The 24,413-nt window shown below is 62.4% G+C and carries 21 protein-coding genes; 13 read left to right on the top strand and 8 right to left on the bottom strand.

Going from position 1 to position 24,413, the window contains the following annotated elements:
- Window positions 1–172: 172 nt before the first annotated feature.
- The 3 genes from HWX91_RS11135 to HWX91_RS11125 form a co-directional block, all read right to left on the bottom strand.
- Window positions 173–688, bottom strand: a complete 516-nt coding sequence (locus HWX91_RS11135; RefSeq protein ID WP_081833268.1) for a metal-dependent hydrolase — start codon at window positions 686–688, stop codon at window positions 173–175.
- A gap of 154 nt (window positions 689–842) precedes the next feature.
- Window positions 843–1,199, bottom strand: a complete 357-nt coding sequence (locus tag HWX91_RS11130) for a hypothetical protein (protein ID WP_028200538.1) — start codon at window positions 1,197–1,199, stop codon at window positions 843–845.
- A gap of 344 nt (window positions 1,200–1,543) precedes the next feature.
- Window positions 1,544–2,695, bottom strand: a complete 1,152-nt coding sequence (locus HWX91_RS11125) for a porin (RefSeq protein ID WP_028200537.1) — start codon at window positions 2,693–2,695, stop codon at window positions 1,544–1,546.
- 623 nt (window positions 2,696–3,318) lie between these two features.
- On the opposite strand from HWX91_RS11125, the gene HWX91_RS11120 reads away from it, so the two are divergent.
- Together HWX91_RS11120 and HWX91_RS11115 are read left to right on the top strand one after the other, a co-directional pair.
- Window positions 3,319–3,891, top strand: coding sequence for a hypothetical protein (locus HWX91_RS11120; RefSeq protein ID WP_028200536.1), 573 nt, complete (start codon window positions 3,319–3,321; stop codon window positions 3,889–3,891).
- A gap of 189 nt (window positions 3,892–4,080) precedes the next feature.
- Window positions 4,081–6,033, top strand: coding sequence for a PhoX family protein (locus HWX91_RS11115; protein WP_028200535.1), 1,953 nt, complete (start codon window positions 4,081–4,083; stop codon window positions 6,031–6,033).
- A gap of 37 nt (window positions 6,034–6,070) precedes the next feature.
- Here HWX91_RS11115 and HWX91_RS11110 read toward each other — a convergent pair whose 3' ends face one another.
- On the bottom strand, window positions 6,071–6,505 hold the full coding sequence (locus HWX91_RS11110) for a hypothetical protein (protein ID WP_028200534.1): 435 nt from the start codon (window positions 6,503–6,505) through the stop codon (window positions 6,071–6,073).
- 239 nt (window positions 6,506–6,744) lie between these two features.
- On the opposite strand from HWX91_RS11110, the gene HWX91_RS11105 reads away from it, so the two are divergent.
- From HWX91_RS11105 to ggt, 6 genes are all read left to right on the top strand, one after another.
- On the top strand, window positions 6,745–7,440 hold the full coding sequence (locus tag HWX91_RS11105) for a CDP-alcohol phosphatidyltransferase family protein (protein WP_028200533.1): 696 nt from the start codon (window positions 6,745–6,747) through the stop codon (window positions 7,438–7,440).
- Window positions 7,437–8,255 carry a HalD/BesD family halogenase gene (locus HWX91_RS11100; protein ID WP_028200532.1) on the top strand — a complete coding sequence of 273 codons (819 nt, stop codon included), beginning with the start codon at window positions 7,437–7,439 and terminating at the stop codon, window positions 8,253–8,255. Before HWX91_RS11105 ends, HWX91_RS11100 begins: the two co-directional genes overlap by 4 nt.
- Window positions 8,252–9,271, top strand: coding sequence for a flippase-like domain-containing protein (locus HWX91_RS11095; RefSeq protein WP_028200531.1), 1,020 nt, complete (start codon window positions 8,252–8,254; stop codon window positions 9,269–9,271). Before HWX91_RS11100 ends, HWX91_RS11095 begins: the two co-directional genes overlap by 4 nt.
- Window positions 9,272–9,298: 27 nt before the next feature.
- A complete protein-coding gene (locus tag HWX91_RS11090; protein ID WP_028200530.1) occupies window positions 9,299–10,063 on the top strand; it encodes a phosphocholine cytidylyltransferase family protein in 765 nt (254 codons plus the stop codon).
- A gap of 267 nt (window positions 10,064–10,330) precedes the next feature.
- On the top strand, window positions 10,331–11,734 hold the full coding sequence (locus HWX91_RS11085; RefSeq protein ID WP_028200529.1) for an MFS transporter: 1,404 nt from the start codon (window positions 10,331–10,333) through the stop codon (window positions 11,732–11,734).
- A 227-nt stretch (window positions 11,735–11,961) separates the two neighbouring features.
- Window positions 11,962–13,695, top strand: coding sequence for a gamma-glutamyltransferase (ggt, locus tag HWX91_RS11080; protein ID WP_028200528.1), 1,734 nt, complete (start codon window positions 11,962–11,964; stop codon window positions 13,693–13,695).
- 160 nt (window positions 13,696–13,855) lie between these two features.
- Here ggt and HWX91_RS11075 read toward each other — a convergent pair whose 3' ends face one another.
- On the bottom strand, window positions 13,856–14,893 hold the full coding sequence (locus HWX91_RS11075) for a S1C family serine protease (protein WP_028200527.1): 1,038 nt from the start codon (window positions 14,891–14,893) through the stop codon (window positions 13,856–13,858).
- 236 nt (window positions 14,894–15,129) lie between these two features.
- On the opposite strand from HWX91_RS11075, the gene HWX91_RS11070 reads away from it, so the two are divergent.
- Window positions 15,130–15,558 (top strand): VOC family protein, encoded by a 429-nt coding sequence (locus tag HWX91_RS11070; protein WP_028200526.1) that lies wholly within the window; start codon window positions 15,130–15,132, stop codon window positions 15,556–15,558.
- A 191-nt stretch (window positions 15,559–15,749) separates the two neighbouring features.
- Window positions 15,750–16,676, top strand: coding sequence for a polyphosphate kinase 2 (gene ppk2, locus HWX91_RS11065; protein ID WP_028200525.1), 927 nt, complete (start codon window positions 15,750–15,752; stop codon window positions 16,674–16,676).
- 129 nt (window positions 16,677–16,805) lie between these two features.
- Here the strand turns inward: ppk2 and HWX91_RS11060 are convergent, their stop codons facing one another.
- Entirely contained in the window at window positions 16,806–18,392 is a 1,587-nt protein-coding gene (locus HWX91_RS11060; protein ID WP_028200524.1) for an inorganic phosphate transporter, read from the bottom strand.
- Between the two features lie 429 nt (window positions 18,393–18,821).
- Here HWX91_RS11060 and HWX91_RS11055 point away from each other — a divergent pair, with 429 nt between their 5' ends.
- Entirely contained in the window at window positions 18,822–19,688 is an 867-nt protein-coding gene (locus tag HWX91_RS11055) for a CHAD domain-containing protein (RefSeq protein WP_030099901.1), read from the top strand.
- 112 nt (window positions 19,689–19,800) lie between these two features.
- The gene (locus tag HWX91_RS11050) at window positions 19,801–21,372 is read left to right on the top strand and encodes a sensor domain-containing diguanylate cyclase (protein WP_028200522.1); all 1,572 of its coding nucleotides are present in this window, start codon (window positions 19,801–19,803) and stop codon (window positions 21,370–21,372) included.
- Window positions 21,373–21,453: 81 nt separating this feature from the next.
- Here the strand turns inward: HWX91_RS11050 and HWX91_RS11045 are convergent, their stop codons facing one another.
- Window positions 21,454–22,518, bottom strand: coding sequence for a VTT domain-containing protein (locus tag HWX91_RS11045; RefSeq protein ID WP_028200521.1), 1,065 nt, complete (start codon window positions 22,516–22,518; stop codon window positions 21,454–21,456).
- Between the two features lie 261 nt (window positions 22,519–22,779).
- On the opposite strand from HWX91_RS11045, the gene HWX91_RS11040 reads away from it, so the two are divergent.
- Entirely contained in the window at window positions 22,780–23,697 is a 918-nt protein-coding gene (locus HWX91_RS11040; protein WP_028200520.1) for a DMT family transporter, read from the top strand.
- Window positions 23,698–23,703: 6 nt separating this feature from the next.
- Here HWX91_RS11040 and folE read toward each other — a convergent pair whose 3' ends face one another.
- The gene (gene folE / locus HWX91_RS11035) at window positions 23,704–24,342 is read right to left on the bottom strand and encodes a GTP cyclohydrolase I FolE (protein ID WP_028200519.1); all 639 of its coding nucleotides are present in this window, start codon (window positions 24,340–24,342) and stop codon (window positions 23,704–23,706) included.
- Between the last annotated feature and the right edge of the window lie 71 nt (window positions 24,343–24,413).

The raw sequence follows: 24,413 nt of genomic DNA, 5'->3' as shown, positions 1-24,413 counted from the left end.
CGGCGGCCGGCAACATGCCGCCCGCCGAATACGAAGTCACCATGCAGAAAAAGTGGAAAGCGGAAAAAGTGTCCAGGATTACTTGACCACCACATGCCGCCCCGCACAGGGGCAACGCTAATAGACCACTACCAAAGCAAGGAAAGGCCAAAAAAAACCCAGAAGACGCGAGTCAAAGCCACCCCCATCCCCGCAAAACCGAAACCCCGAGCACCCCATGCCCCCAAACACGCTCCCCAACAAAGAAAGCAACAACCCACGCAACCGCAACAACAATCAAATCACAATGCCCACTATTCCAGAGCTTCAATGAGTGCCGCCCGGCGACCCACGGCACGCCAAGCGGATTAGGCCAATCGGCCAACAGATGCATCAACCCGCCGCAAGCAAACCCAAACGCGGGCGCAGCATAACCAGACCGCCCAAGCCAGTGATAAGAAACCACGAGCAACGCGACCCACCCCACCCCCCAATGCGTCAACGTACGATGGGTGATCCACAGTCTTCGTGCGCGTGACCACCATGCCACTTCCAGCCAGTCCGGCGCCGTACTCCCGGCCACCCCGGCGATGAAACTCAACAGCACGCCGAGATGAAACGAGCCGCCGCCACCGATGCGCGCGACGACCGCCGCCGCGATAACACCGGCCGCGAATCCGGTCGCGTGATGTGCTTTGCTGGATGCCATCGAACCTCACGACGCAGCGCGTCGGATAAAAGTCAGGGGGCGGCTATGTTCGCAGATGAGCGGATAAAAAAATAGCCGACACGCGATATAAAAAATCACGTATCGGCGTGGCTTGGAGGGCGCCGCTCAATCACGCAATCGTGCGACCAAAAACTCAGGAGGTCGCACAGCGCGCAATGTCGAAGCGCATTTCCGGTTCAGGCGGATCGTCCGGTGCATTCGCGGGACGCATCACCTTGATGACCGAGCCGGCGTTGTACGGCGTCAGCGTGACGAAATAGGAGGTGTTCGAATCGGAACCGACCGCGATCTCGGTCGCCCCGCCGACGCGCGACATTCGCACACGCGACAGCTTGTCTTCGAGGCAATCGGCGATATAGGCAGGGGCACGTTGCGAAGACACGTACATCATCGGTTGGGACGCATCGCGGGCGGGACCGCTGGAAGAGCCACAGGCAGCGAGAAAAGCAGTGACGGCAACAGCGGGGGCAAGCAGGAGAAGTCTTTTCATGGTTCGGTCGTCGGCGTCCCCGGTCGTACTCGGGAACTTGGGGCGCGGGCGAAACGCGACGCGCTTGAACGCAGCGTCATGCTTCGCGACGAAACCGCCGTTCAACCGCAGCGACGTTACGACGTAGCGACATAACGGCGTCGAGGCAAGGAAGGCAGCCGGCCTCAGTATACCCACGGCGTGCTTGCGCCGTCACCATGACTACGTGGAAATGTGAGAACGTAAGCCGCATGAAAAAACCGCGCGTAATCGTGTCACGCGCGGTTTCGGTTGCGGAGCGCAGAGGTGCGCCGCTCTACACGCGCTATCAGCGCAACGGAAGCACTGAACGCGAAGAGAACAACTCAGAAGCGGTGACGCAGGCCCACAGCAGCGGCAACCTGGTTGCCGGTCGACGACGGCGCCAGCGTGTTGATCGCCGCCACGTTCGCACCGAAGTTGCCGAGTTCGCCCGATGCATGCTGGTACACACCTTCCACGTACACGTCGGTACGCTTGCTCAGCGAGTAGTCGCCTTGCAGCGACACCGTGTGCCACTTCGGATCGCCCGAGCCGTTTGACCCCGACATCTTGCCATCGGTGAACGTGTAGGACGCGGCGAGGCTGAGTGCCGGCGTCAGTGCGTATTTACCGTTCAACTCGTAGTTGTCCAGATGCAGGTTCGTGCCCGCGACGCCAGGCAGCGTGACACCGCCGACGTCCACGCCGCTTATGCCGTCGAGTTGCGTGTGCGTGTACACGAAGCCTGCCGTTGCCGGCCCGTACGTGTAGTTGATGCCGGCGCCGAACGTGCGCTGCAGGTTCGCCGCGACTGCGGCAGTACCGTCGCCTTGCGAGACGGCGCCGCTCAGGTTCGAGCTGCCCGAGTTGTTCAGTTGCAGATAGGCGGCCGCTACACTCAGCGGACCGTTGTCGTACGAAGCGCCGGCGCTCCACGCGCGGTTGTTCGAGAACTGGCCAGCCGAATTGCTGAAGCCATACAGACCGCCGAACTTGAGGCCGGCATAGTTCGCGCTCGTGTACTTCACAGCGTTCTTGATCGAGAACGAGTTGTCCAGATTGTCGTTATCGAACGGGTGAGCGGCCAGATTGTTGCCGAAGCCCGCGCCCGCTTCGGACAGCGGCGCGAGGTAATCGACCACGGAGTCGTACTGGCGGCCGAGCGTCAGCGCGCCGTATTGATCGCTCTTCAGCCCGACAAAAGCCTGACGATTGAACATCGTGCTGCTCTCGGTATCCTGGCCGTTGTTCAGATTGAAGCCGTTCTCCAACGTGAAGATGGCATGCAGGCCGCCACCAAGGTCTTCGCTGCCGCGCAGACCGAAGTAGGTGTTCGATACGGAACCGCTGCCTTGTTGCCAGTTGCTGTGGCCGCCCTGGTTGTTCGAGTAGACGAGGCCGGCGTCGAGCGTGCCGTACAACGTGACGCTGCTCTGTGCGTGGGCCGTGATGGCGAACGCGCCCATGAGACCTGCTGCGATGAGGGTTTTTTTCATGTTTAGATAACTCCGGGACAGTGCGTAGAGAATCGCATTCCAGTGCGTGAGCCGATTCCACCGGCTGCCTGACGATCCGCTGCGAAGTGTATTCCTGCTATTAAGATGTTTAAGCGCGTATGGCACAACAATGATTTTTCCATTTCGCAATGACGATTTGTAATTGCGTAAGTGTGGATAAATAAAGGAGAAACATCCGGATTTCCCGGTGCTGTAACTAATTGTCAAATTATCGATGTTGCTCGATCGCGACGCTCGCGCTTCGTCATATCCGGTAAGGATTTTGGGCGAATCGTTAGGCGAATCCGATTCATTCTGTTTTCTGCAACGCACTCTTCCAATTCGGATGGTCTATCCGGGCGTATTACGGTTCTACAATTCACTTCACCCCTTGACCAGGGGTGTCTTTTTCATCTTTTATACGCGGCTTTCGGGCCGCGTTTTTTTTGAAACTTTTATAATGAATTAATAAGTTCCCATGCATAACGAAATGCACTATTTCGCGTAACGACGGGCTCGCACCGGCTTATCCAGTCGTCAGAGGGCGGATTGAGCGCGCGCGGGGCGGGTAGAATCGCAGGCTTGAGATGTGTTTCCGCCCCGCGAACGTGAGTAAACCTGTAATGACCGATACCCCCCTTCCATCGTCCGACACCCCTGCTATCCCCACGACGGAAGGCGCGCCCGAAATCCACGAAGCCATCCCCGAGCAGCTTGACGAAGCGCAGCCGGAAACCGTGCACGAAGCGCGTCTGTGGCGCGACGACGGCTGGACCGCGCGCGTCATCAAGAACGAAGACGATGAAGGCTGGGCCGTCGCCATGATCAAAGACGGCGAAGCGGAACCGGCGCTCGTCGGTCCGTGGACGATGGGCCGCAACAAGAAAGATCCGAAGCCGCTCGACACCTCGGCATTCAACACGCTGGTGAAAACCGCGTCTGAGGTGCTGCGCCGCCACGAGCAGCAACTGCGCGCCCAGTTGCATAAAGAAGTGCGCGTGGCCAGCGCGGACGGCAACGACGAACTCGACATCACGCTCGACATTGTTCCCGACGAAGACGAACCGTACGCGCTGCTGACCGCGCTCGACACGTTCGGCGAACAGCTCGCGCAAGTGCAGGTCGCACCGAACTTCAAGCTCAGCAAGGCGAGCGCCGCTGCGTGGGTCGAGAACGAATTTCGCCGCCCGGGCTGAGCCGGGCGTACCACGGTTTACTGACAAACTGCTAAATTTAATATTACTGAAAGCTGTCAATATACTTTCACATTGACTTCATAGAATCCTCGCGTCATAGCGGCGCGAGCGTGAACCATGCGGTTTTGGATCTGAGTGCGTGCCGGCTGTGCAATCACCCACGCTACCCAAAACCTGGATCACGACAACATGGCAGAGCAGCTCGACCTTTCCCGCCGCAAGGCCCTGAAAATACTCACTGGCGTGCCGATGCTGCCGTTAGGCGGCCTCGCTACGGCGTCGATGCTGAGCGCCTGCGGTGGCGGCGACGACCTGGCAACGCCGGTCAAGCCGGTGGCGAACTTCGTCTCGGCGGCCTTCAGCGCCATGGCCGCGCCGACGCTGGCGGACCCCACCGCGATGGCGAAAACCACGGTCGGCTCCACCCTCACGGTGCAACTGAGCGACGGCAGCAGCCGCTCGTTCAAGCTCGCTTACCAGCCGTTCTTCGTGACCGGCGATATGGTGCCGAACATCAAGGGCGGCACGATCCTGGCCGGCGGCTACTTCGACATCAATAATCAGCCGATCATCGATAAATCCGTTTCCGGTAAGGAGCGCCAGTTCTATTCGGACTGTCCGGACGGCAGCTCCCTGATCCGCCTCGACAAGCCGACGGTCAAGGGACTCAAGGGCAATGCGGTATTTGCGGTCGTGCAGTTCGAGTACACCACCCGCGATCAGAGCCTGAAGTCGATGTACGGCCAGTTGCCTTCGCCGATTGCCGTGCTCACGCTCGATCAGGACCCGGCTACCGGCAAGCTCACTCTGGCGGGTTATTCCAACGTGGATACGTCGAAGGCGCATGGCTTGTGGATCACGTGCGGCGCGAGCCTGTCGCCGTGGAATACGCATCTGTCGAGTGAGGAATACGAGCCGGACGCTTCCACGATCGCGACCAATAGCCAGTTCAAGGGCTTCAGCCGCAGTCTGTTCGGCGACGAAACGACGGCCAACCCTTATCACTATGGTCATCTGCCGGAAGTGACCGTGAATCCCGACGGCACCGGCACGATCAAAAAGCACTACTGCCTTGGCCGCATCTCGCACGAACTGATTCAGGTGATGCCGGACAAGCGCACCGTGCTGATGGGCGACGACGCGACCAACGGCGGCCTGTTCATGTTCATCGCCGATCGCGAGGCCGATCTGTCGGCCGGCACGCTGTATGTGGCGAAGTGGACGCAAACCTCATCGAGCGGCGCGGGCGCGGCGACGCTCTCATGGATCAATCTGGGCCACGCGAGCAGCGACGAAATCGAGGCGCTCGCCAACCAGTTGCGCGCGAGCGACATCATGGACATCGCGACCAGGGATCCCGCCGATCCGACTTACACGAAGATCAACTACAACGGCACCTTCAATTGGGTGCGAGTCAAGCCGGGCATGACCAAGGCGGCGACCTTCCTCGAAACGCACCGCTATGCCGCGTTGGCAGGCGGCAGCATGGGCTTCACGAAGCTCGAAGGCACGACGGTCAATATCAAGGACAAAGTGCTGTACTCGGCGATGTCGCGCATCGAGAAATCGATGGTGCGCGGTAATGCTGCGTCGACCGATGTCGCGGTTGACAAGACCATCAACGCTGGTGCGGTCTACGCGTTGAACATGAAGGGCGGCCAGCGCGACCGCAGCGGCGGCGCGATCAACAGCGAGTGGGTACCGGTCGATATGGCCGCGCCCGCGGCGCTGGTCGGCGAGGATCTGCCGGCCGCCGACGCGCTCGGCAACACGGCGAACGCGGATCGCATCGCGAATCCGGATAACCTGAAGTTCTCCGAAAAACTGCGCACGCTGTTTATCGGCGAAGACAGCGGCATGCACGTCAACAATTTCCTGTGGGCTTACAACGTCGACACGAAGACGCTCGCGCGCGTGTTGTCATGCCCGGCGGGGGCGGAGTCGACGGGCCTGCATGCGGTCGACGAAATCAACGGCTGGACTTACGTGATGAGTAACTTTCAGCACGTCGGCGATTGGGAAACACCGTTGCACGACAAGGTCCAATCGACGCTCGATCCGCTCGTGCGGGCGAACTATAAGGACCGTTTTGGCGCGACGGTGGGGTATCTGACGGCGGATCCGGCGGGGATCAAGCTGTAGGGGAGTGGCGGTGCCGGGCGGCAGCGCGCCGCCCGCCTCAACTCCGTTTGCAGAAAATCGCCGTGATGAGCGGCGCCACGCGGTGCGCGATCGCCGTGCTGCCGGCTTCGGTGAGCGCGTTCTGGACTTTGGATTCGCTGCCGAACACCACCACGCCATAAGCCGAGCGGGCTACCGGCTCGCCATCGCCGACGCGAAACATCGGGTCGTCTTTTTCGTAGCCGACCACCGCGAAAACGTGAAAGCCGTAGGCGGTCAGGTCGGCGCCCCGGGTCGGTGAAAACGCATTGATGGAGTTGCTTTCGACTCGCGTCGGCTTCGGGTCGATCAGCTGTTGCTGGGCGAGATCGGCAATGAACTGATGACCGCTTTCATTGCAGGTCAGCGGTGTGTCGAGAGCGGCGGCGTGACTGGTAAGCGGCAGCGCCGCGGTGGTCAGCGCGAGGAGTGCTGAGAAAAACAGGCATTTCATAAGCGTGAATAACGACCTGCGTTCGATGTAGTGTGTTCGCAACGGGTGGCGGCCAAATGCCGCGACCCAAAAAACGCTGCGCATCGAAGTGATCCGTCATGACAGGCGCAACTGGATTCGCACTTTAACGTGATTCGGCATACTTTGCCCACCAGCCGGCACTTGAGGGGCACGCGAGGCCTTAAGAAAACGTTAAGGAATAAAGCACGCTTTCGCGATCCCGTATATATTTCCGGGTTATGAATTCCCTACCAAAAATTCCGTCGAACGTTCCGGCCCCGAGGACATGGGATGCGCGGCTCGCCCGCCGGCTTGTCACGCCGCTCGTCAACACGTGGGTTACGCCAAACCATCTGACCACGCTGCGCCTGCTGATCGGCGTGGCGGGCGCGCTGTGCCTCGCTCGCGGCGGATTTGCCTCAGCCAATGCGGGCGCCTTGCTGATCGTGCTGTCGAACTTCGTCGACCATACCGACGGCGAGCTCGCGCGCATCGGCGGAAAATCGAGCCGGATCGGTCATTTTTACGATCTGGCTTGTGACGCGCTCGTGACCGTCATGCTGTTCGTCGGCATGGGAATCGGTACGACGTATGTCGGCGCATTGAAAGTTTCACCGGGATGGCTCGGCGCCGTGGCCGGCGTTGCGGTCGCCCTGATTTTCTTCCTGCGTATGCGCATCGAGGACATGGCGGGCAAGGCGGGCACCAAACAGGCTTCGGTGGGCGGATTCGAAACCGAAGACGTGTTGTATCTGCTGCCCATTGTCACGCTGACGAGCGTCGTCACACCGTTCGTAGTGGTGGCGTCGATTGGCGCGCCGCTCTTTGCTGCATGGGTCGTGGTCGATTACTGGCGCGTTTCGCGCCGCACTGCCCGCCTGGCGGCCGTCCCTGCCAAGCAACCTGAAACCAGTCAAATGTGGGCCAGTGAATGAGTATGCACGCCGAAGACGACGTGATCGCGCCAATCTCAGTTGAACGCTCGCCGGTTACGCCGGCCGCGCCTGCGCCGAATGCCGATCGCGCGGTGGCGAGCCGTACGCGGACCTTCAACACGCCGCGGCTCTCCAGGGATTTCGCCGAGCAGGGCGCGTTCCTGTATCTGGAAGATTTCCTCGCGCCCGAAGTCACTGACCAGCTTGTGCAGAGTGCGCGTGGTCTGCTCGACGAAGTGAACCGCAACTATCTGCCGGGCCACAAGCAGGGCGGCAGCGTGAGCCGCCATACGATCGACCGCCTCGCGCCGTTCATCGCCGAGCTTTACCGGTCGAAGGAACTGATCGGCTGGCTCGAGCAACTGAGTGGCGACAAGCTGCAGGTGTCGCCTGAAGACGATCCGCACGCGTATGCGCTGTATTACTACACGCGGGCCGGCGACCACATCGGCTGGCACTACGATACTTCGTACTATGACGGCCGCCGCTACACGTTGTTGCTCGGCGTGATCGACGAATCGTCGTGCCGGCTCGACTACGAATTGCACACACGCAATCCGGACGTGCCGGACCAGCCGGGCTCGGTGCAGATTCCGCCGGGCGGCCTGGTGTTCTTCGACGGCGACAAGCTGCGGCATCGCATCACGCCGGCTGGCGCGAACGAAATGCGCGTGTCGCTGACTTTCGAGTACGTCACCGATCCGAATATGCGGCCGTGGCGCCGTTTCATCTCCAATATGAAGGACGCAATCGCGTACTTCGGTTTCCGTCAGGTCTTCAGTCAAATGACGAAGCGCGGCAAGGGCCACGCATGACACGCGCGGCCCTGATTCTGCTGTCGATCGGGACGGCGCTGTTTGTCGGCCTGCTCGCGTGGCAGGGCTTCGGCTCCGTTGCCTCGGCGCTGGCCGCGGCAGGCTGGGGGCTCGTGCTGGTCGCGGTGTTCCACCTCGTGCCGCTGGTACTCGATGCCGGCGCGATCGCGGTGCTGTTCCGGCGCCGGCACGACGGTGTGCATCATGACGTCGCGCTGCGCGATGCGGTGTTCTCACGCTGGATCGGCGAATCGGTGAATAGTCTGTTGCCGGCCGGCCAGATCGGCGGCCCCGTGGTGATGGTGCGGCAACTGTCCCAGCGCGGCATGCGCATGCGCGACGCGGCGGCCGCCATTACCGTCAGCACGACGGCGCAAGCAGTCGCGCAAATCGTTTTCGCGCTGCTCGGGCTGCTGCTGTTCGGCGCTTACGCCGCACACGGCGCGCTTCACGACCTGCGGACCGCCACGCTCATTGCCACCGGCGTACTGGGCGCGATGATCGCGGGCTTCTATTACGCGCAGCGGCGCGGCCTGTTCGGCCGTTTGCTGGGCGTGGTCTCCAAGGTGTTCGGCAAACGCGACTGGTCGTCGCTGATGACGCGCGCCGAAGCTGTCGACGCCGCCGTGCAGGGAATCTACCGCGAGCGCGGCCGCGTTGCGGCGAGCTTTGCGCTGAGCCTGGCGGGCTGGATCGTCGGCACGGTCGAGGTGTGGCTCGCGCTGCGCTTTCTCGGTCATCCGGTCGACTGGGTCGACGCACTGCTGCTCGAAAGTCTCGGGCAAGCGATTCGCGGCGCGGCGTTCATGATTCCGGGCTCGCTCGGCGTGCAGGAAGGCGGCTATCTGCTGCTCGCGCCGCTGGTGGGGCTGCCGCCGGACGCGGCGCTGGCGTTGTCGCTCGCCAAGCGCGCACGTGAAATCCTGCTGGGTTTGCCGGGACTGCTGGTGTTGCACTTCAGCGAACGAAGCTGGCAACGGCGGCGCGCCACCGGGCGCGTACCGGTTGTCGATTAATCTCCGAATTTTTTCAAAGGACTGCGCATGCGTGCCATCATCCTCGCAGCGGGCCTAGGCCTGCGTCTCCAGCAACCGCCGCAGGCACAGTTCCCGAAGTGCCTGTTGCAGTTCGACGGCATGAGCCTGCTCGAACGGCATCTGCAGATGCTTGAAACCGCCGGCGTGACCGAGGTCGTGCTGGCGCTCGGCTTCCAGCCGGAATCGGTGCAGGCGGAACTGGAGCGCATCAACTGGCCGCATAAGGTGGAAACCGTGCTGAACCCGCGTTACGACCTGGGTAGCGTGCTGACGGTGCACACGGTGGCCGAGGCGCTCACGCGCGGCGGCGACGTGCTGCTGATGGATGCCGACGTGCTTTACGACGAGCGCATCCTGAACGCGCTGGTGGCGGGCGAAACGGTCAACCGTTTGTTGATCGACCGTGATTTCGAAGCGGGCGACGAGCCCGTCAAGCTGTGTCTGAAAGACGGCGTGCCGGTCGAGTTGCGCAAGCAGCTCGCCGTCAATCTCGAGTACGACACCATCGGCGAATCGGTGGGATTCTTCCGTTTCCGCCAGGAAACCGCGCAACGTTTCACGCAGATCGTCGCGGGTTACGTCGAGAGCGGCCGGGCCAACATGCCGCACGAAGAAGCGGTGCGCGACCTGCTGCTCGAGCGCAGTCAGGTATTCGACACGGCTGACGTGACCGGCTCGCCGTGGATCGAGATCGACTTCCCGAACGACGTCGCTCGCGCCAGCACCGAAATTCTGCCGTCGTTGCAACCGCTGGTCAGCGCGTCACGCTGAGTTCCGCTTCGGCATTTGTTTTTGAAGTGCTTCTGAATGGCATGATGAGCCGGCTATATTCCGGCTCATCATCGCATCGCGTTTTCTTCCTTTTTTACTCCTGTTTTTCGTAGGCTGTGCCGCGTCGTTGCGCGCTCAACTATTCGGTACCGGATAGCAAGCCGCGATTAGCGAATGCCAAAGGACACTGTTTAGCAACATCTGTTGTCGTTGCAGTGCGATAATTGCCGCTTTACACCGGCGGCCTTGCAGCCCGCCGTCATGCCAATGCCTCTCGCTTTAGGCACTTTCATTGTTCCGCTGATCGTCGCGTGTGCGATGTTCATGGAAAACGTGGACGGCACGGTCATCGTGACGTCGCTGCCAGTTCTGGCGCGCGATCTCGGCCAGGACCCCATCACCCTCAAGCTTGCCGTGACGGCGTATGTCATCGGCCTCGGCGTCTTCATTCCGATTTGCGGCTGGGTTGCCGACCGCTTCGGCTCGCGCACCGTGTTTCGCACGGCAATTGGCATCTTCATGGCCGGCTCGCTGATGTGCGCGGCGTCCACTTCGCTTGGCACCTTCGTGGTTGCGCGCTTCGTGCAAGGTGTCGGCGGCGCGATGATGGTGCCGGTGGGGCGCATCATTATTTTCCGCTCGGTGCCCAAGTCGGACTTCATCCGCGCGGTCAACTATCTGACCGTGCCCGCGCTGCTCGGGCCGGTCGTGGGGCCGCCGCTCGGTGGCTTCATTACGACGTATCTGCACTGGCGCCTGATTTTCTTCATCAACATTCCGATCGGTTTGCTGGGGATCTGGCTCGCGAACAAACACATCGCCAACGTGCGCGAAGCGCATCCCGGCCGGCTCGACTGGACCGGTTTCGTATTGTCGGCGAGCGGGGCGTCGCTGTTCATGCTGGGGCTCTCGCTGGTTGGCGGCGGACTGGTGTCCAATACCGCATCGATCGGCATGTGCGTGATTGGCGTGGTGCTGCTGGTGATTTACGTACTGTACGCGAACCGCGTCGAATTGCCGGTACTCGATTTGCGGCTGTTGCGCATTCCGAGCTTTCACGCGAGCGTGGTGGGCGGCTCGCTGTTTCGCATCGGTCTCGGTGCGGTGCCTTTTCTGTTGCCGCTCGCGTTGCAGGAAGGTCTGGGCATGACAGCGTTCAAGTCCGGATCGATCACCTGCGCGTCAGCGTTCGGCTCGATCTTCATGAAGGCGGCCGCGTCGCGCATTCTCGGCCGCTTCGGTTTCCGCACGGTGCTGATGTTCAACGCCGGTTGCGCGGGCCTCGCCATTGCCGTCTACGGGCTGTTCTTTCCCGGCACGCCGCATTGGCTGATCTGGTGTGTGGTGCTGTTCGGCGGCTTTTTCCCGTCGTTGCAATTCACGTCGTTGAATACTCTGGCGTACGCGGATATTTCAAGCCGCGACGTCGGCCGCGCGACGAGTGTGGCGAGCGTGATCCAGCAGATTTCCTTGGGGCTCGGGGTGACGATCGCCGGCATTGTGCTGCAAATCTCGCATAACGTGCAGGGTCATTCGACTATCGTGTTCTCCGACTTCTGGCCGGCGTTCCTCGTGGTCGGCCTGTTCTCGTTCCTGTCGATTCCGGTGACCGCGCGCCTGCCGCCAGGTGCCGGCGATGAAATTGCCCGCGGCAGCAGAGGCACCGCGTGAGTGTTCGCGCTTGCGCGGGTTCTTTTGGTGCGGCGCGGTAGCTGGGTTCGGAGTTAATTCGAACCGTCGCGGCTCACGATAATCGGCGTCGTCAAGCGCGGGGTTTTTGTGTGCCGCAGCATGCACGCCATGCGCGCCACGGGTTCGCAAATGCCGGACCCGCATGTTATAAGCGCAAGGCAGCTTTCGTTCACGTCAGATGAAGAAGTCGTCTCGGAGGGGATCCAATGAAGTTGTTTCACAACGCCAAATCGTCCGTTAGCGGACTTGCGCTCGTCGCGCTCGTCTCCGTTTCAAGCGGCCTTCTCGAAGCCACGCCAGCCTTTGCCAAGGCGCCCGAGAAAGCGCAGCCGGCAGTTCTCACCGCTTCAGCCATTGCGGTCGCCGACAAGTACAGCGCCGACGCCGCGGAACAGATCTTCAAGGAAGGCGGCAATGCCGTCGACGCGGCAGTCGCGATTGCCTTCACGCTTGCCGTGACGTATCCGGAAGCGGGCAATATCGGCGGCGGCGGTTTCATGACGCTGTATGTCGACGGCAAGCCGTACTTCCTCGACTATCGCGAGCGTGCGCCACTGGCTGCAACGAAGAACATGTACCTCGACGACAAGGGCGAAGTCATCAAGGACATGAGCCTGTTCGGCTATCGCGCGGTCGGTGTGCCGGGCACTGTCGACGGTATGTGGCAGGCGCAACGCCGCTTCGGCAAGCTCAAATGGAAGCAGGTGCTTGCACCGGCGATTCACTACGCGCGCGACGGCTTCGTGGTCAGCGAGCAGTTGCAGCAACGCCGCGACGACGCAGCGAAAGACTTTGCCGGCAAGACCAACTTCGACACCTACTTCGGTAACCTGAAGCAGGGCGTGAACTTCAAGCAACCGGATCTCGCCGCCGTGCTGCAGCGTATTTCGGATCAGGGTGCGAAAGACTTCTACTCGGGCAAGACGGCGGATCTGATCGCGGCTTCCATGCGCGGTCACGGTCTGATTACGAAGGCCGATCTGCAGCAGTACAAGGCGGTGTGGCGTCAGCCGATCCAGGCAGACTGGAATGGCTACCACGTGATTACCGCGCCGCCTCCGAGTTCGGGTGGCATCGGTCTCGTGCAGTTGCTGAAGATGAAGGCCGACATCGCACCCGACTTCAAGGACGTCACACTTAATTCCGCGCAATACGTGCACCTGATTGCCGAAATCGAGAAGCGCGTGTTCGCCGATCGCGCGCAGTATCTCGGCGATCCGGATTTCTACAAGGTGCCGGTCGCACAACTGACCGACGACGCATACCTCGCGAAACGCGCAGCCGAGGTGAACCCGACTACGCCTTCGGATACGAAGAGCGTGCAGCCGGGTCTCGGCACGTCGATGCCGGAGAAGGCGGAAACCACGCACTTCTCGGTGATCGACAAGTGGGGTAATGCCGTGTCGAACACGTACACCATCAACGGCTACTTCGGCTCGGGCGTGGTGGCGGATCGCACGGGTATCGTGCTGAACGACGAAATGGACGATTTCTCCGCGAAGCCGGGTGTGCCGAACATGTTCGGCGTGGTGGGCAGCGACGCGAATTCGATTGCACCGAAGAAGCGCCCGTTGTCGTCGATGAGCCCGACGATTCTGACGAAGGACGGCAAGGTGTCGCTCGTGATCGGCACGCCGGGCGGCTCGCGCATCTTCACGTCGATCTTCCAGGTGATCAACAATATCTACGACTTCAACATGCCCTTGCAGGACGCGGTTGCGGCGATGCGTTTCCATCATCAACTGTTGCCGCCGAACACGATCTTCTGGGAGCCGTACAAGCCGATCGACGGCGAACTCGCCAAGCAGATCGAGGCTAAGGGCTACACGCTGAAGGGGCAGGATTTCAGCGGCGACATTCAGGCGATCAAGGTCAACGGCGACACGCCGGAAGCGGCAGCCGATCCGCGCGGCCGTGGTGTCACGCGGGTGATCCAGTGAACGCTTGAGTTGAATCGTTAAATAAAGCATCCAGGCGGCGCATCTTTGCGGATGCGCCGCAGGCAGAAAAAAGGCCTCGCACAAGATTGAGTGCGAGGCCTTTTTTATCCGCGAGCCAAACGCGTGTGAGGTTCTGTTGAGCCGCTCTGCAACGGCACGATCAGCTTGTTTGCTCGACCGGCGTCAAGGTCAATTCGAGTCGCTGTGCGCCGCGCAACACGGTCACGTTGACGGGCTTGTCGATACGCGACGCGTCGAGCGTGCGTTGCAGGCTATCGACGTCTTGCACCGTAAGCGTATCGATCGCGACGATCGTGTCGTCGGTGCGTAGACCGCCGAGCGCGGCCGGACTGCCTTTGACGATCTCCATGACGTGCACGCCGCTTGCCGAGTCCAGGCCGAAATAGCGCTGCACGCGGCGCGACAGCGGCCTCGTGGTGCCGGCCACGCCGATGTACGCGCGCCGCACGCGGCCATGCGCGAAAATCTGCATGATGACCCACTTGGCCGTATCGATCGCCGTGGCGAAGCAGATCGACTGCGCGCCGGGAATGATCGCGGTGTTCACGCCGATCACCTGGCCGGCGGAATTGATCAGCGGGCCGCCCGAATTGCCGGGATTGAGCGCGGCATCGGTCTGGATCACGTCGTAGATCATGCGGCCCGAATTCGAGCGCAGCGAGCGGCCAAGCGCCGAGACTACGCCGGTGGTCACGGTTTGCGCGAGCCCGAGCGGATTGCCGACCGCGATTGCGATCTGACCGGCTCGCAGCTTCGACGATTCGCCGAGTTCGACGTGCGGCAGCGGCTCCGGCGAGCCGATGCGCAGGACGGCCAGATCGCTGCCGGGATCGTCGCCGACCAGATCGGCGTCGAATTTCGCGCCGTCGGCGAGTGTCACCGTGATGTGGGTGGCGCCATGCACGACGTGGCTGTTGGTGAGCAGATAGCCGTCGGGCGTGAACAGAAAGCCCGAGCCGGTGCCGCCGCGACTGTCGCGCCCGGCGGGGGCACCGGGCAGCCGGCGTTCGACGGAAATGAAGGCGACGGCCTGCTGAACGCGTTCCAGCGCGCCGATGACGGTGCGAGAATAGGCGTCGAGCAGGGCTTCGTCGGATAAAACGCTGAGTGGATCTGGCCCGGGGGCGTCGGATGCGGCGCGCGACAGGTCATCGATGAAGCGTGGACGGCTTCCCATGGCGATGCTCCGGATAAACGGAAATCCAGATGCGGGGCGGTGGAAGGGTTTTCAAGTGCCCACGCGGCGGGGGCGAGGCCGGCTGCGGGCACTTTCCCGTGCCGGGCGACGCCAGCCTCAACGCCAGCCTCAATGCCAGCCTCATGCCAGCCTCATGCCAGCCCCAACGCCAGCCTCAATGTCCGCTGCGCCATACAAGCCCGTCCGGCGCTACCATGTGAACAAGGAGGTAGCCCATGAACTCGCCTACCACGTCAGCCGCAGCCTCTGCGTCGCCAAGTGTGCGAACCGACCCGGCGGAGCCGGCCGGCCCACGGATCGAATCGCTGAGCGCCATCACGCTCGCCACTCACAATATGCCGCGCGCGGTACTGTTTTACGAAGCGCTGGGTTTTCCGATCAAATTCGGCGGTTCGAACGAAGCGTTCACGTCGTTCGCATTTGGCGGCTCGTATCTGAACCTGATTGTCGACACCCGTGCCCCGGTGAACTGGTGGGGCCGTGTGATCCTCTACGTCTCGGATGTCGACGCGCTCTACCGGAAGGCGCTGGCGGCGGGTTTGAAGCCGTCGCTCGAACCGTCCGATGCGCCATGGGGTGAGCGCTATTTTCACATTACCGATCCCGACGGCCATGAACTCAGCTTTGCGAAGCCGCTGCGTTAGGGCCTGGGCAGCCGCGCAAAAGTCGCTATCATGGCTCACCACCCGGCGCGCGGGCCGCGGGCGAATCCATCGCAGCAACGCGTGGCCGCCGCACCGGTAACACGGCTGACACCTCGCGCTTCGATAATCGAACCCGTTCGCGACACGCATGCGCCGCGCGCCTAACCATTTCCGTTGCCAGGAGAGTCCTAATGAAAGAGCTGGATCCGAGACCCGAGGCCGAAGTCATGGCAGAACGGCAACGCCGTTTCGAGGAAGACCTCATCGACGCGTACGACGAAGAGCTCGAAATGGAGGTCGACGACCGTATCATCGACGGCGCGGACGGCTTCTCGCCCGAACATCGCGAGGCGCGCAAGGTGTACTTCCGCGAGCTGTTTCGTCTGCAGGGCGAACTCGTCAAACTGCAGGACTGGATCGTGCAGACGGGCCATCGCCTGGTGGTGATTTTCGAAGGGCGCGACGCAGCGGGCAAGGGCGGCGCGATCAAGCGCATCACGCAGCGGCTCAATCCGCGCGTGTGCCGCGTGGCGGCCTTGCCGGCGCCGAACAACCGCGAACGCACGCAATGGTATTTCCAGCGTTACGTGTCGCATCTGCCGGCGGGCGGCGAAATGGTGCTGTTCGATCGCAGCTGGTACAACCGCGCGGGCGTTGAACGCGTAATGAATTTCTGCACCGACGACGAGTACGAAGAGTTTTTCCGCTCAGTGCCGGAATTCGAAAAGATGCTGGCGCGCAGCGGCGTGCAGATTCTCAAGTACTGGTTCTCGATCACCGACGAAGAACAGGAAATCCGCTTTCAGAACCGCATCCACGATCCGCTGAAGCAGTGGAAACTCAGTCCGATGGATCTGGAAAGCCGGCGCCGCTGGGAAGCGTATACGCAGGCGAAGGAGGTCATGCTGCAGCGCTCGCACATTCCCGAAGCGCCATGGTGGGTCGTGCAGGCGGTCGACAAGAAGCGCGCGCGCCTGAACTGCATTCACCATCTGCTGAGCCAGGTGCCGTACCACGAGATCGAGCATCCGATGGTCGAATTGCCCGCGCGGGTTTATCACGACGAGTACAGCCGCCAGCCGGTGCCGCCGTCGATGATCGTGCCGGAGATTTATTGAGCGGGCTGCGGGTTGCGGGTTTCGGCCCGTCAGGTGGGATAAAAAAAGCGCGGCAAAAACCGCGCTTTTTTTGCGCTCGCTGCAACCGGGCTTGCCCCGGCTACAGCGGTTCCGGCGCTTTCAGCCGATTCAGAACAGCATCCTGAACAGCCAGTACAGGCCGGCCGCCAGCGCGATGGAAACCGGCAGCGTCAGCACCCAGGCGAGGATCAGGCTGCGCACGGTGCCCCATTGCAAGCCGGAGCCGTTGGCCGCCATGGTGCCGGCCACGCCGGATGACAACACGTGTGTGGTCGAGACCGGCAAGCCGTACATGTCGGCCGCGCCGATCGTCAGCATCGCGACCACTTCAGCCGATGCACCCTGGCCGTAGGTCAGATGCTGCTTGCCGATCTTTTCGCCGACCGTGACGACAATGCGCTTCCAGCCGACCATCGTGCCGAGACCAAGGGCGATGGCGACCGCGACCTTGACCCACGTCGGGATGAACTTGGTGGCGTGATCGGTTTGCGCCTTGAAGTTGTCGATCGCCTTGGCATCGTCCGACGAGAAGGCCGGCTGCTTGCTCTTATCCATCAGGCGAATCGCTTCGGACGCGACATACATATTGTTGCGCACGTTATCGACGATAGCTTGCGGCACGGCCGCCATCGATCCCGATGCACCGACCTGCTGGCCGATCAGCGTGGTGAGTTGCTGCAAGGCCGGCACGGTGGCGGGCGTCAACTGACGGGTACGCACGTACGCTTCGACGTCGGCGCGCGGATTGGCGGACGGCGCCACGCCTTGCGTGTACTTGCCGAGGGTATCCGCGGCGTGTTGAGCCACAGCGATGAAAGTCTGCGTTTCCGCCGGCGTGACGGCCTTGTTCAGCGCATACGCGGTCGGCACCGTGCCGATCAGGATCAGCATGATGAGCCCCATGCCTTTCTGGCCGTCGTTCGAACCGTGCGCGAACGAAACACCCGTGCAGGTCAGAATCAACAGGCTGCGAATCCAGAACGGCGGCGGCTTCTTCCCCTTCGGCTCCGCATACAGCGCGGGAATCCGCACGACGGCCTTGAGGATCAACAGCAGCAAGGCCGCAGCGACGAAGCCGATCAGCGGCGAAAACAGCAGGGACTTGCCCACACCGAGCGCCTGATTCCAGTCCACGCCGCTTGTGCCGTTCGCGCCGTGCATCATTTGATTCATCAGACCTACGCCGATGATCGAACCGATCAAGGTATGCGAGCTCGACGACGGCAGTCCGAAATACCAGGTGCCCAGATTCCAGATGATCGCGGCGATCAACAGTGCGAAGACCATCGCGAAACCCGCGCTGCTGCCCACCTGCAGAATCAGCTCGACGGGCAGCAGTTGCAGGATGCCGAACGCGACCGCGCCCGTTGAAGTCAGCACGCCGAGGAAATTCCACGCGCCGGACCAAACCACCGCAAGGTTAGGCGCGAGCGAATGGGTGTAGATCACGGTAGCGACTGCGTTGGCCGTGTCATGAAAGCCGTTGACGAATTCGAAGCCGAGCGCGATCAGGAGCGCAACGCCGAGCAGGAAATAGGGCAATACCGAGCTTTCACGAACCGGTTGTAGATCGCTTGCCAGGTGCATGGCGCAATACACTGCACCGATCGCAATCACGACGAGGAAAATGATGAGGCCAATACTGCGCCCCTTTTCTTCTGCTGCGCCCGGTTGCGGGTACGAGAGTTCCGGCATGACATATGCCCCAAAAAGGTTATCGCGGAACTGCCGATCCTGCGGTGCCTGTGTGACGCAATGATGACGATGGCGTGACAGCTATGCGGGTCCGGATTCGCGAGAAGGGTGTGGAGGCCGTCGCTGCGGCGTAAGCTGCAGATTGCACGGCGCGCAATAATGATAAGTGGTCCGAAAATAACTAGGCATGAAATGCACGGTGTGCCATGGAATGGCGAGTCCGGTTCAACTCCCGCCAAGCCCGCGTGCAAGCTCGTATGGCATAGCGCGATTCAGGACGGCCGAAGAGGCGCACTACGGATAGCCGCTCATGCAACGTGCATTTTCTGCCGGACATCCTCGTGCAGTTTAGGTGACGCGACGGCGGATATCCACCGGGACCTTTTTTTGCTAGGCTGACATAAATGGGCCTTTGAAGGACGTGCAGTGATGCAAGCAAGTCGCAAGGTCGGTAATCAGGCTGCGGATCGTGCATCGGCCGAAGCAGAGCCCTCTGCCCAGGCTGCCTTTGCGTCGTACGCGGCGCCGCTTGTCGATGCGGCGATCGAACATGCCAGTGAGGTGCATGAAGACGCGTCGCCCGAAGCGCTGCACAAACTGCGCGTGTCGCTGCGGCGGCTGCGCTCGTTGTGGTGGGCGTTCGAACCCTTGCTGGAAAAAGGTGGGAATACGCGCCAACGGGCGCTGTACAAGTATCTGGCGACGGCAGCCGGCAAGACGCGCGACTGGGACATTCTGATCGCGTTGATTGCCGGCAACGAGCCTGTTGCGCCCGAGTTGTCGCCGCAACTCCAGGCAGTGCGCGGCGACGCGTTGGCGACAAGTCGCGAAACGCTTTCAAACGCGGATGTCAAACGTCTGTTGCAAGACGCGCTAAGCAGCGCCAGCAAGGAATTGAACACGGCTCATGAGCGGGTGCCGCTGCAAACGTTCGTCGATCAACGGGTGGCTGCTTCTGAACGTTCGCTAAAAAAACGCATAAAACGCGCGTCTCGCGCGAAGCGCTCCAACTACACCGCCTTCCACGACGTCAGAAAGGCCGGAAAAAAAGTGCGCTATCTGCTCGAGTTTTTCGAGCCGGTTTTGAGCGGCAACCACAAACGCGTGCTGAAGCGGTTGAAGCGGATTCAGAAGCGTTTTGGTGCGCTCAACGATATTGTCGCGAGCGAAATGCTGTTGCGCGACAACGTGGACTTGCTAGCCGGATCCGGCGACACCGACGCAGCGCTTCGCTGGTTCAGGAAGGAGCGCAAACGCCGGATGCGCGCGGCAGCGGGACTGCTGCGCAAACTGTAATCCGGCGCGGCGGGCGGCCGCGTGCCCAGGCGAGGCGGCCCGAGTAAGCCGATTGGCCATGCGTCGGGATTGATCCGCCGGCTTGACCTTTTGCGAAGGAGGCGATGCGCACGTGGCACATCCAACGCTTTCGCGGCGTCGACGGTTGCGATTCATGTCGCGCGCCGGTGGGACCGAGGTGGCGCGCTACGTCGGCAACCATCCGTTTTTTGCGGGCGTGGCCGGCACGCTGGTTGCCGTGGCGATGGCCGGTTTGACGCTGCTGACGCTGAGCAGCGGCCGCGCCGACGCGCTCGATCATGCGCGCGAAACGGCGCAAAACCTCGTCTCGATCATTTCCACCGATCTCGAACGAAATGTCGAGATTTACGATTTATCGCTGGAGGCAATGGTGGACGGGGCACGCGATCCCGGCACGTGGACCCTGCCTCCCGGCTTGCGGCGGGCCGTGCTGTTCGATCGCGCAACCACCGCGGCCTACCTTGGCGGCGCCTATGTACTCGGCCCGGACGGCCGGGTGCTCGCCTCGCAGAACGACGAGATCGACGCCTCGGTGAGCCTGGGCGACCGCGACTACTTTCTGGTGCATCAACGCAATCCGGTCGCGGGGCTCTATCTGTCGCACCCGTACCGCTCGCGGCTGCGCGACGGCAAGCTGTCGATCGGTCTCACGCGGCGCATCAATGAAGCCGATGGCAGGTTTGGCGGCGTTGCGCTGCTGGCGATACGCATCGAGTATTTTCAGCATCTGCTGGACCGGATCAACACCGGCGAACTGGGCTCCGTGTTCATCGTGACGGACGACGGTACCTTGCTAGCGCGCAAGCCGTTTTCCTCGCGCGATATCGGCTCAAGCATAGCGAGGTCGCCGACCTTCCAGGTGATGGCCGCGCATGACTCGGGCTCGTATATCGCGATCTCGGCGGTGGACGGCGTGCGCCGGATGTTCACCTACGCACGTGTGCCGGGCACGCCGCTGATTGCTGCGGTTGCGCCGTCCGTGGATGAAGTGCTCGCACCGTGGCGGCGTCGCAGCACGATTGTCGGCGTGTTGACGCTTGCTTTCGGCGCGGTGTTCGTGATGGTCTCGTGGCTGCTTGCTTTCGCGTTACGCGACAAATCCCGGGCGCAGGCGGCGCTGATGCGACTGGCCGCGACCGACCCGTTGACCGGCCTGAGCAATCGCCGTGTGCTCGACAAGCGTCTCGATGAAGAATGGCGGCGCGCGCGGCGCTCGGGGCAGTCGCTATCGGCCTTGTTCATCGACATCGATCATTTCAAGCATTTCAACGACGTCTACGGCCACGCAAGCGGCGACGAGGCGCTGACCGCCGTGGCCGAATGCATCTCCGCGACGGTGCTGCGTCCGGTCGATCTGGTGGCGCGCTACGGCGGAGAAGAGTTCGCCGTCATCCTGCCGGATACCGCAGCCGAAGGCGCGCTCAACGTCGCGGAACAGATTCGCAGCAAGGTGCAGAGTCTGCGAGTCGCGCATCACGACGGCGAGGTGATCGCTGTCACGGTAAGCATCGGCTGCGCGACCTGTGTGCCGGCGGACGGCGCGAACGCGCTCGATCTGCTGGCCGCTGCCGACAGGCAGCTATACGCGGCCAAGGCGGCGGGGCGCAACCGGGTCAGCTCGGCGGTGTCGGCGAAAAGTTCGATGGCGCAGGACCCGTCGTGATGAACCGTGGCGTGTGACGGCAACGCGTTGTGTGAGACAGCGCTCGCGCGTCGGGCTGGTTGATCGTTGATCGCTGATCGTTCAGGGACCTGTCCACGCGCCTTTGCCGCGCCGGGGGGCGAAGCCGCGTAGCGTCACTGTGCCGCCTGCCTCGGCGTGCGATGCGGGTGCGCGTCTGCCCTTAGTCGCATCGTCCACCGACTCCGATGGCTCGACGGGAAACCCGCGCCTTTGCCAGGCATCGAGGCCACCCCTCAGGGCGCGAATCCGCGTATAGCCGTTCAGGCGCATGCGGCGTGTGATCTCCACAGCGGTTGCGCTGTCCGGACAGATGCAATAAATCACCATGTCATAAGCGAGCAGCGCACCGTCGACCTGTTCAGGCGACTGCGGGTCGAGCGCCAGCGCACCGGGAAGCGGGCGCGGCGCTTCGCCTGCCGATGCGGCTGGGCGGGCATCCAGAATCTTGCGCGGCATGATGCGGCGCCATCCGCGTGAGGCCGCGGTTGCCTGCGAGTCGCTCGCGGAGTCGGCATCCGCGAGACGGTGCCGCTCGCGGCGCCGTTGCTGCAGGCGGTACAGCAAATAGATCAGCGCCGCGGCCAGCAGGACGTCGAGCACGGTGCCCCCGCGCGCTCTGACGACGGCGAGCAGCATATGCAACTGCCGTTCCGCCGCGGCGCCGCCAAGTAGCCAGAAGGTCGCCCACGCCAGCGCGCCGACGAGATCCCACATGGCGTAGATGCGGCTGTCCACGGCGGTCGTGCCCATGAGCGGCGGGGTGATGAGTCCCAGTCCGGGGACGAACTTCGAGATCGACACGAGCGGCACGCCGAAGCGTTCGAATAGCGAGCGAGCCGAATCGAGCCTGGAATCGACCACCGGAGAGATCCGGCTCAAGGCGGCGATCAGCTTGCGTCCGTAGATGCGGCCCGCGGCGAACCATGTGCCGTCGCCGATGAGCGCGCCGAGCACCGCGGCCAGCAGGATCGGCCAGAAAGACAAGGTGCCGGCGGCAATCGCGGAGCCCGCGAAGAGCAGTATGGGAACCGCGGGGATCGGCAGCCCGAGGCGTGTCAGCAGAACGTTGAGAAAGACGACTGCGCCGCCCCAGGTTGAAACCGCCGCCGACGGAAACGCTACCAATTGCGGGACTCCTGTTGTGTTCGATTAACCACGCCGTTGTGGTGGGTTCTATTTCGATCAGGATACTCGATGGATGTTGCCGAAGCACCGGCTGGTCCTACGTGGCTGCCAGCCAGATCCATGCCTGATTAGAGCCGGTAATCCGCCAGGCTGACGGGGGCGTCGAACTGTTGGCGGGTACTTTCTCTGCAATTTCGTTCAAGACGGCACGCATTGGTCGCCCTTAACCTGCCTGCTCAGATACAGGAACAGGACAGCAGCATGAATTCACGCTATGTCGGCTATGTGTTTTGCGCGCTGGCGATGATCGGGGTTGGCAGCACGGTTGTCGTCAGCAAATCGATCGCCAGCGGATTGCCGCCGTTCAGCGCGACCGCGTTGCGGTTTGCCATCGCGTTTCCCCTGTTTGTGCTGGTGATGCGCTGGCGGGGCGTGCGCTGGCCCCGTCTCGACCGGCACGATACGGTGCTCGTGATTGCCCAGGCGGGGGCGGGCAGTGTCGGTTATACGGTGTTGCTCATCAGCGGGATGAAGCTCGCCTCGGCCGCCGATGCGGGCGTGATTGCAGGCACCTTGCCTGCCGTGTCCGGCATGGTCGCCATGCTCGCGCTGGGCGAACGCCCCGCGCCCGCCTTGATCGGCGCGATTGTTCTTGCCACCCTGGGCGTGCTGGTGTGTACCGTGCGTCTCGACGATTTCGCCGCGCCGCATGCAGCCCGTTCGCTGGTCGGCGATGCGCTGGTGTTTGCGGCGATCGTTTGCGAGGCGCTCTTCATTCTGCTCAATCGTAAGTTGCACACGCCGGTCGCGCCGCTGCCGCTGTCGGCGTTGATGTGCGGCATTGGTTTCGCGGTGGCGATCGTGCCGGCGTTCTTCGAGCGGCCCTGGAGCGTGCCGTTCAGTCCGGACGCCTTGGCCGGCGTGCTGTATTACGCGCTGGTGCCGACCGTGGCCGGTTTCGTTCTCTGGTATGCGGGTGCTGCGCGCATCAGCGGTGCCGAAGCCGGACTGATGACCGCGCTCGTGCCGGTGAGCGCGGTGGCGTTGGCCGCTGCCGTGCTGCGGGAACCGGTCAGCGCGGCGCAGCTTGCGGGTGTCGCGTGCGTGCTTGGCGCCGTGCTGCTGGCCACCTTCGGCCAGATGCGCACGGCGCGCCGTACGGCTCGCGGCACGGCCTGAGGTGGCTCAGGTATTGGGGATCGCCACCACCCCCGGATTGCCCACGATTGACAGAAACTCGCGACGCGTCGACGGATCGGTGCGGAAGGTGCCCAGCATGCGCGAGGTGACCATCGTGACACCTGCTTTGTGTACCCCTCGCGTGGACATGCATTGATGCGCGGCTTCGAGAATGACGCCGACACCCGCCGGTTGCAGCACTTCGTTCAACGTATCGGCGATCTGCACGGTCATCTTTTCCTGGATCTGCAGACGCTTGGCGAAGGCATCGACGAGACGCGCCAGCTTCGAGATGCCGACCACCCGATGCTCGGGCAGATACGCAACGTGTGCACGCCCGATGATCGGCACCATGTGGTGCTCGCAATAGCTTTCGAAGCGGATATCTTTCAGCACGATCATTTCGTCGTAGCCGTCCACTTCGGAGAAGGTGCGGGCCAGGATTTCGCGCGGGTCGACCTGATAGCCGGCGTAGAACTCCTCATAGGAGCGCACCACGCGTGCCGGCGTATCGAGCAGGCCTTCGCGCTCGGGATTGTCGCCGGCCCAGCGCAATAGCACGCGTACTGCTGCTTCAGCTTCTTCGCGGCTGGGGCGGTCCACTGCCGCTGCGGGTTTGGCTTTCTTTGCTTTGCTGCTGGCCATCCGTCGCTCCTCCGGGGGCGCGCGTCGACGCTAGACGGGGCGCGCGGGTTCAATGAGTAGCGGCCATTGTT

The sequence above is a fragment of the Paraburkholderia fungorum genome (genome assembly GCF_902833645.1).
GTDB classification, from domain to species: Bacteria; Pseudomonadota; Gammaproteobacteria; order Burkholderiales; family Burkholderiaceae; genus Paraburkholderia; species Paraburkholderia fungorum.
The sequence above is the reverse complement of the archived record's forward strand: the minus strand, read 5'-3'. Positions and strand labels throughout refer to the sequence as shown.

What these genes read in the sequence shown, in the direction of transcription:
- HWX91_RS11135 (WP_081833268.1), bottom strand. Translation starts at nt 688, where the DNA reads ATGGCATCCAGCAAAGCACATCACGCGACCGGATTCGCGGCCGGTGTT.
- HWX91_RS11130 (WP_028200538.1), bottom strand. Translation starts at nt 1,199, where the DNA reads ATGAAAAGACTTCTCCTGCTTGCCCCCGCTGTTGCCGTCACTGCTTTT.
- HWX91_RS11125 (WP_028200537.1), bottom strand. Translation starts at nt 2,695, where the DNA reads ATGAAAAAAACCCTCATCGCAGCAGGTCTCATGGGCGCGTTCGCCATC.
- HWX91_RS11120 (WP_028200536.1), top strand. Translation starts at nt 3,319, where the DNA reads ATGACCGATACCCCCCTTCCATCGTCCGACACCCCTGCTATCCCCACG.
- HWX91_RS11115 (WP_028200535.1), top strand. Translation starts at nt 4,081, where the DNA reads ATGGCAGAGCAGCTCGACCTTTCCCGCCGCAAGGCCCTGAAAATACTC.
- HWX91_RS11110 (WP_028200534.1), bottom strand. Translation starts at nt 6,505, where the DNA reads ATGAAATGCCTGTTTTTCTCAGCACTCCTCGCGCTGACCACCGCGGCG.
- HWX91_RS11105 (WP_028200533.1), top strand. Translation starts at nt 6,745, where the DNA reads ATGAATTCCCTACCAAAAATTCCGTCGAACGTTCCGGCCCCGAGGACA.
- HWX91_RS11100 (WP_028200532.1), top strand. Translation starts at nt 7,437, where the DNA reads ATGAGTATGCACGCCGAAGACGACGTGATCGCGCCAATCTCAGTTGAA.
- HWX91_RS11095 (WP_028200531.1), top strand. Translation starts at nt 8,252, where the DNA reads ATGACACGCGCGGCCCTGATTCTGCTGTCGATCGGGACGGCGCTGTTT.
- HWX91_RS11090 (WP_028200530.1), top strand. Translation starts at nt 9,299, where the DNA reads ATGCGTGCCATCATCCTCGCAGCGGGCCTAGGCCTGCGTCTCCAGCAA.
- HWX91_RS11085 (WP_028200529.1), top strand. Translation starts at nt 10,331, where the DNA reads ATGCCTCTCGCTTTAGGCACTTTCATTGTTCCGCTGATCGTCGCGTGT.
- ggt (WP_028200528.1), top strand. Translation starts at nt 11,962, where the DNA reads ATGAAGTTGTTTCACAACGCCAAATCGTCCGTTAGCGGACTTGCGCTC.
- HWX91_RS11075 (WP_028200527.1), bottom strand. Translation starts at nt 14,893, where the DNA reads ATGGGAAGCCGTCCACGCTTCATCGATGACCTGTCGCGCGCCGCATCC.
- HWX91_RS11070 (WP_028200526.1), top strand. Translation starts at nt 15,130, where the DNA reads ATGAACTCGCCTACCACGTCAGCCGCAGCCTCTGCGTCGCCAAGTGTG.
- ppk2 (WP_028200525.1), top strand. Translation starts at nt 15,750, where the DNA reads ATGAAAGAGCTGGATCCGAGACCCGAGGCCGAAGTCATGGCAGAACGG.
- HWX91_RS11060 (WP_028200524.1), bottom strand. Translation starts at nt 18,392, where the DNA reads ATGCCGGAACTCTCGTACCCGCAACCGGGCGCAGCAGAAGAAAAGGGG.
- HWX91_RS11055 (WP_030099901.1), top strand. Translation starts at nt 18,822, where the DNA reads ATGCAAGCAAGTCGCAAGGTCGGTAATCAGGCTGCGGATCGTGCATCG.
- HWX91_RS11040 (WP_028200520.1), top strand. Translation starts at nt 22,780, where the DNA reads ATGAATTCACGCTATGTCGGCTATGTGTTTTGCGCGCTGGCGATGATC.
- folE (WP_028200519.1), bottom strand. Translation starts at nt 24,342, where the DNA reads ATGGCCAGCAGCAAAGCAAAGAAAGCCAAACCCGCAGCGGCAGTGGAC.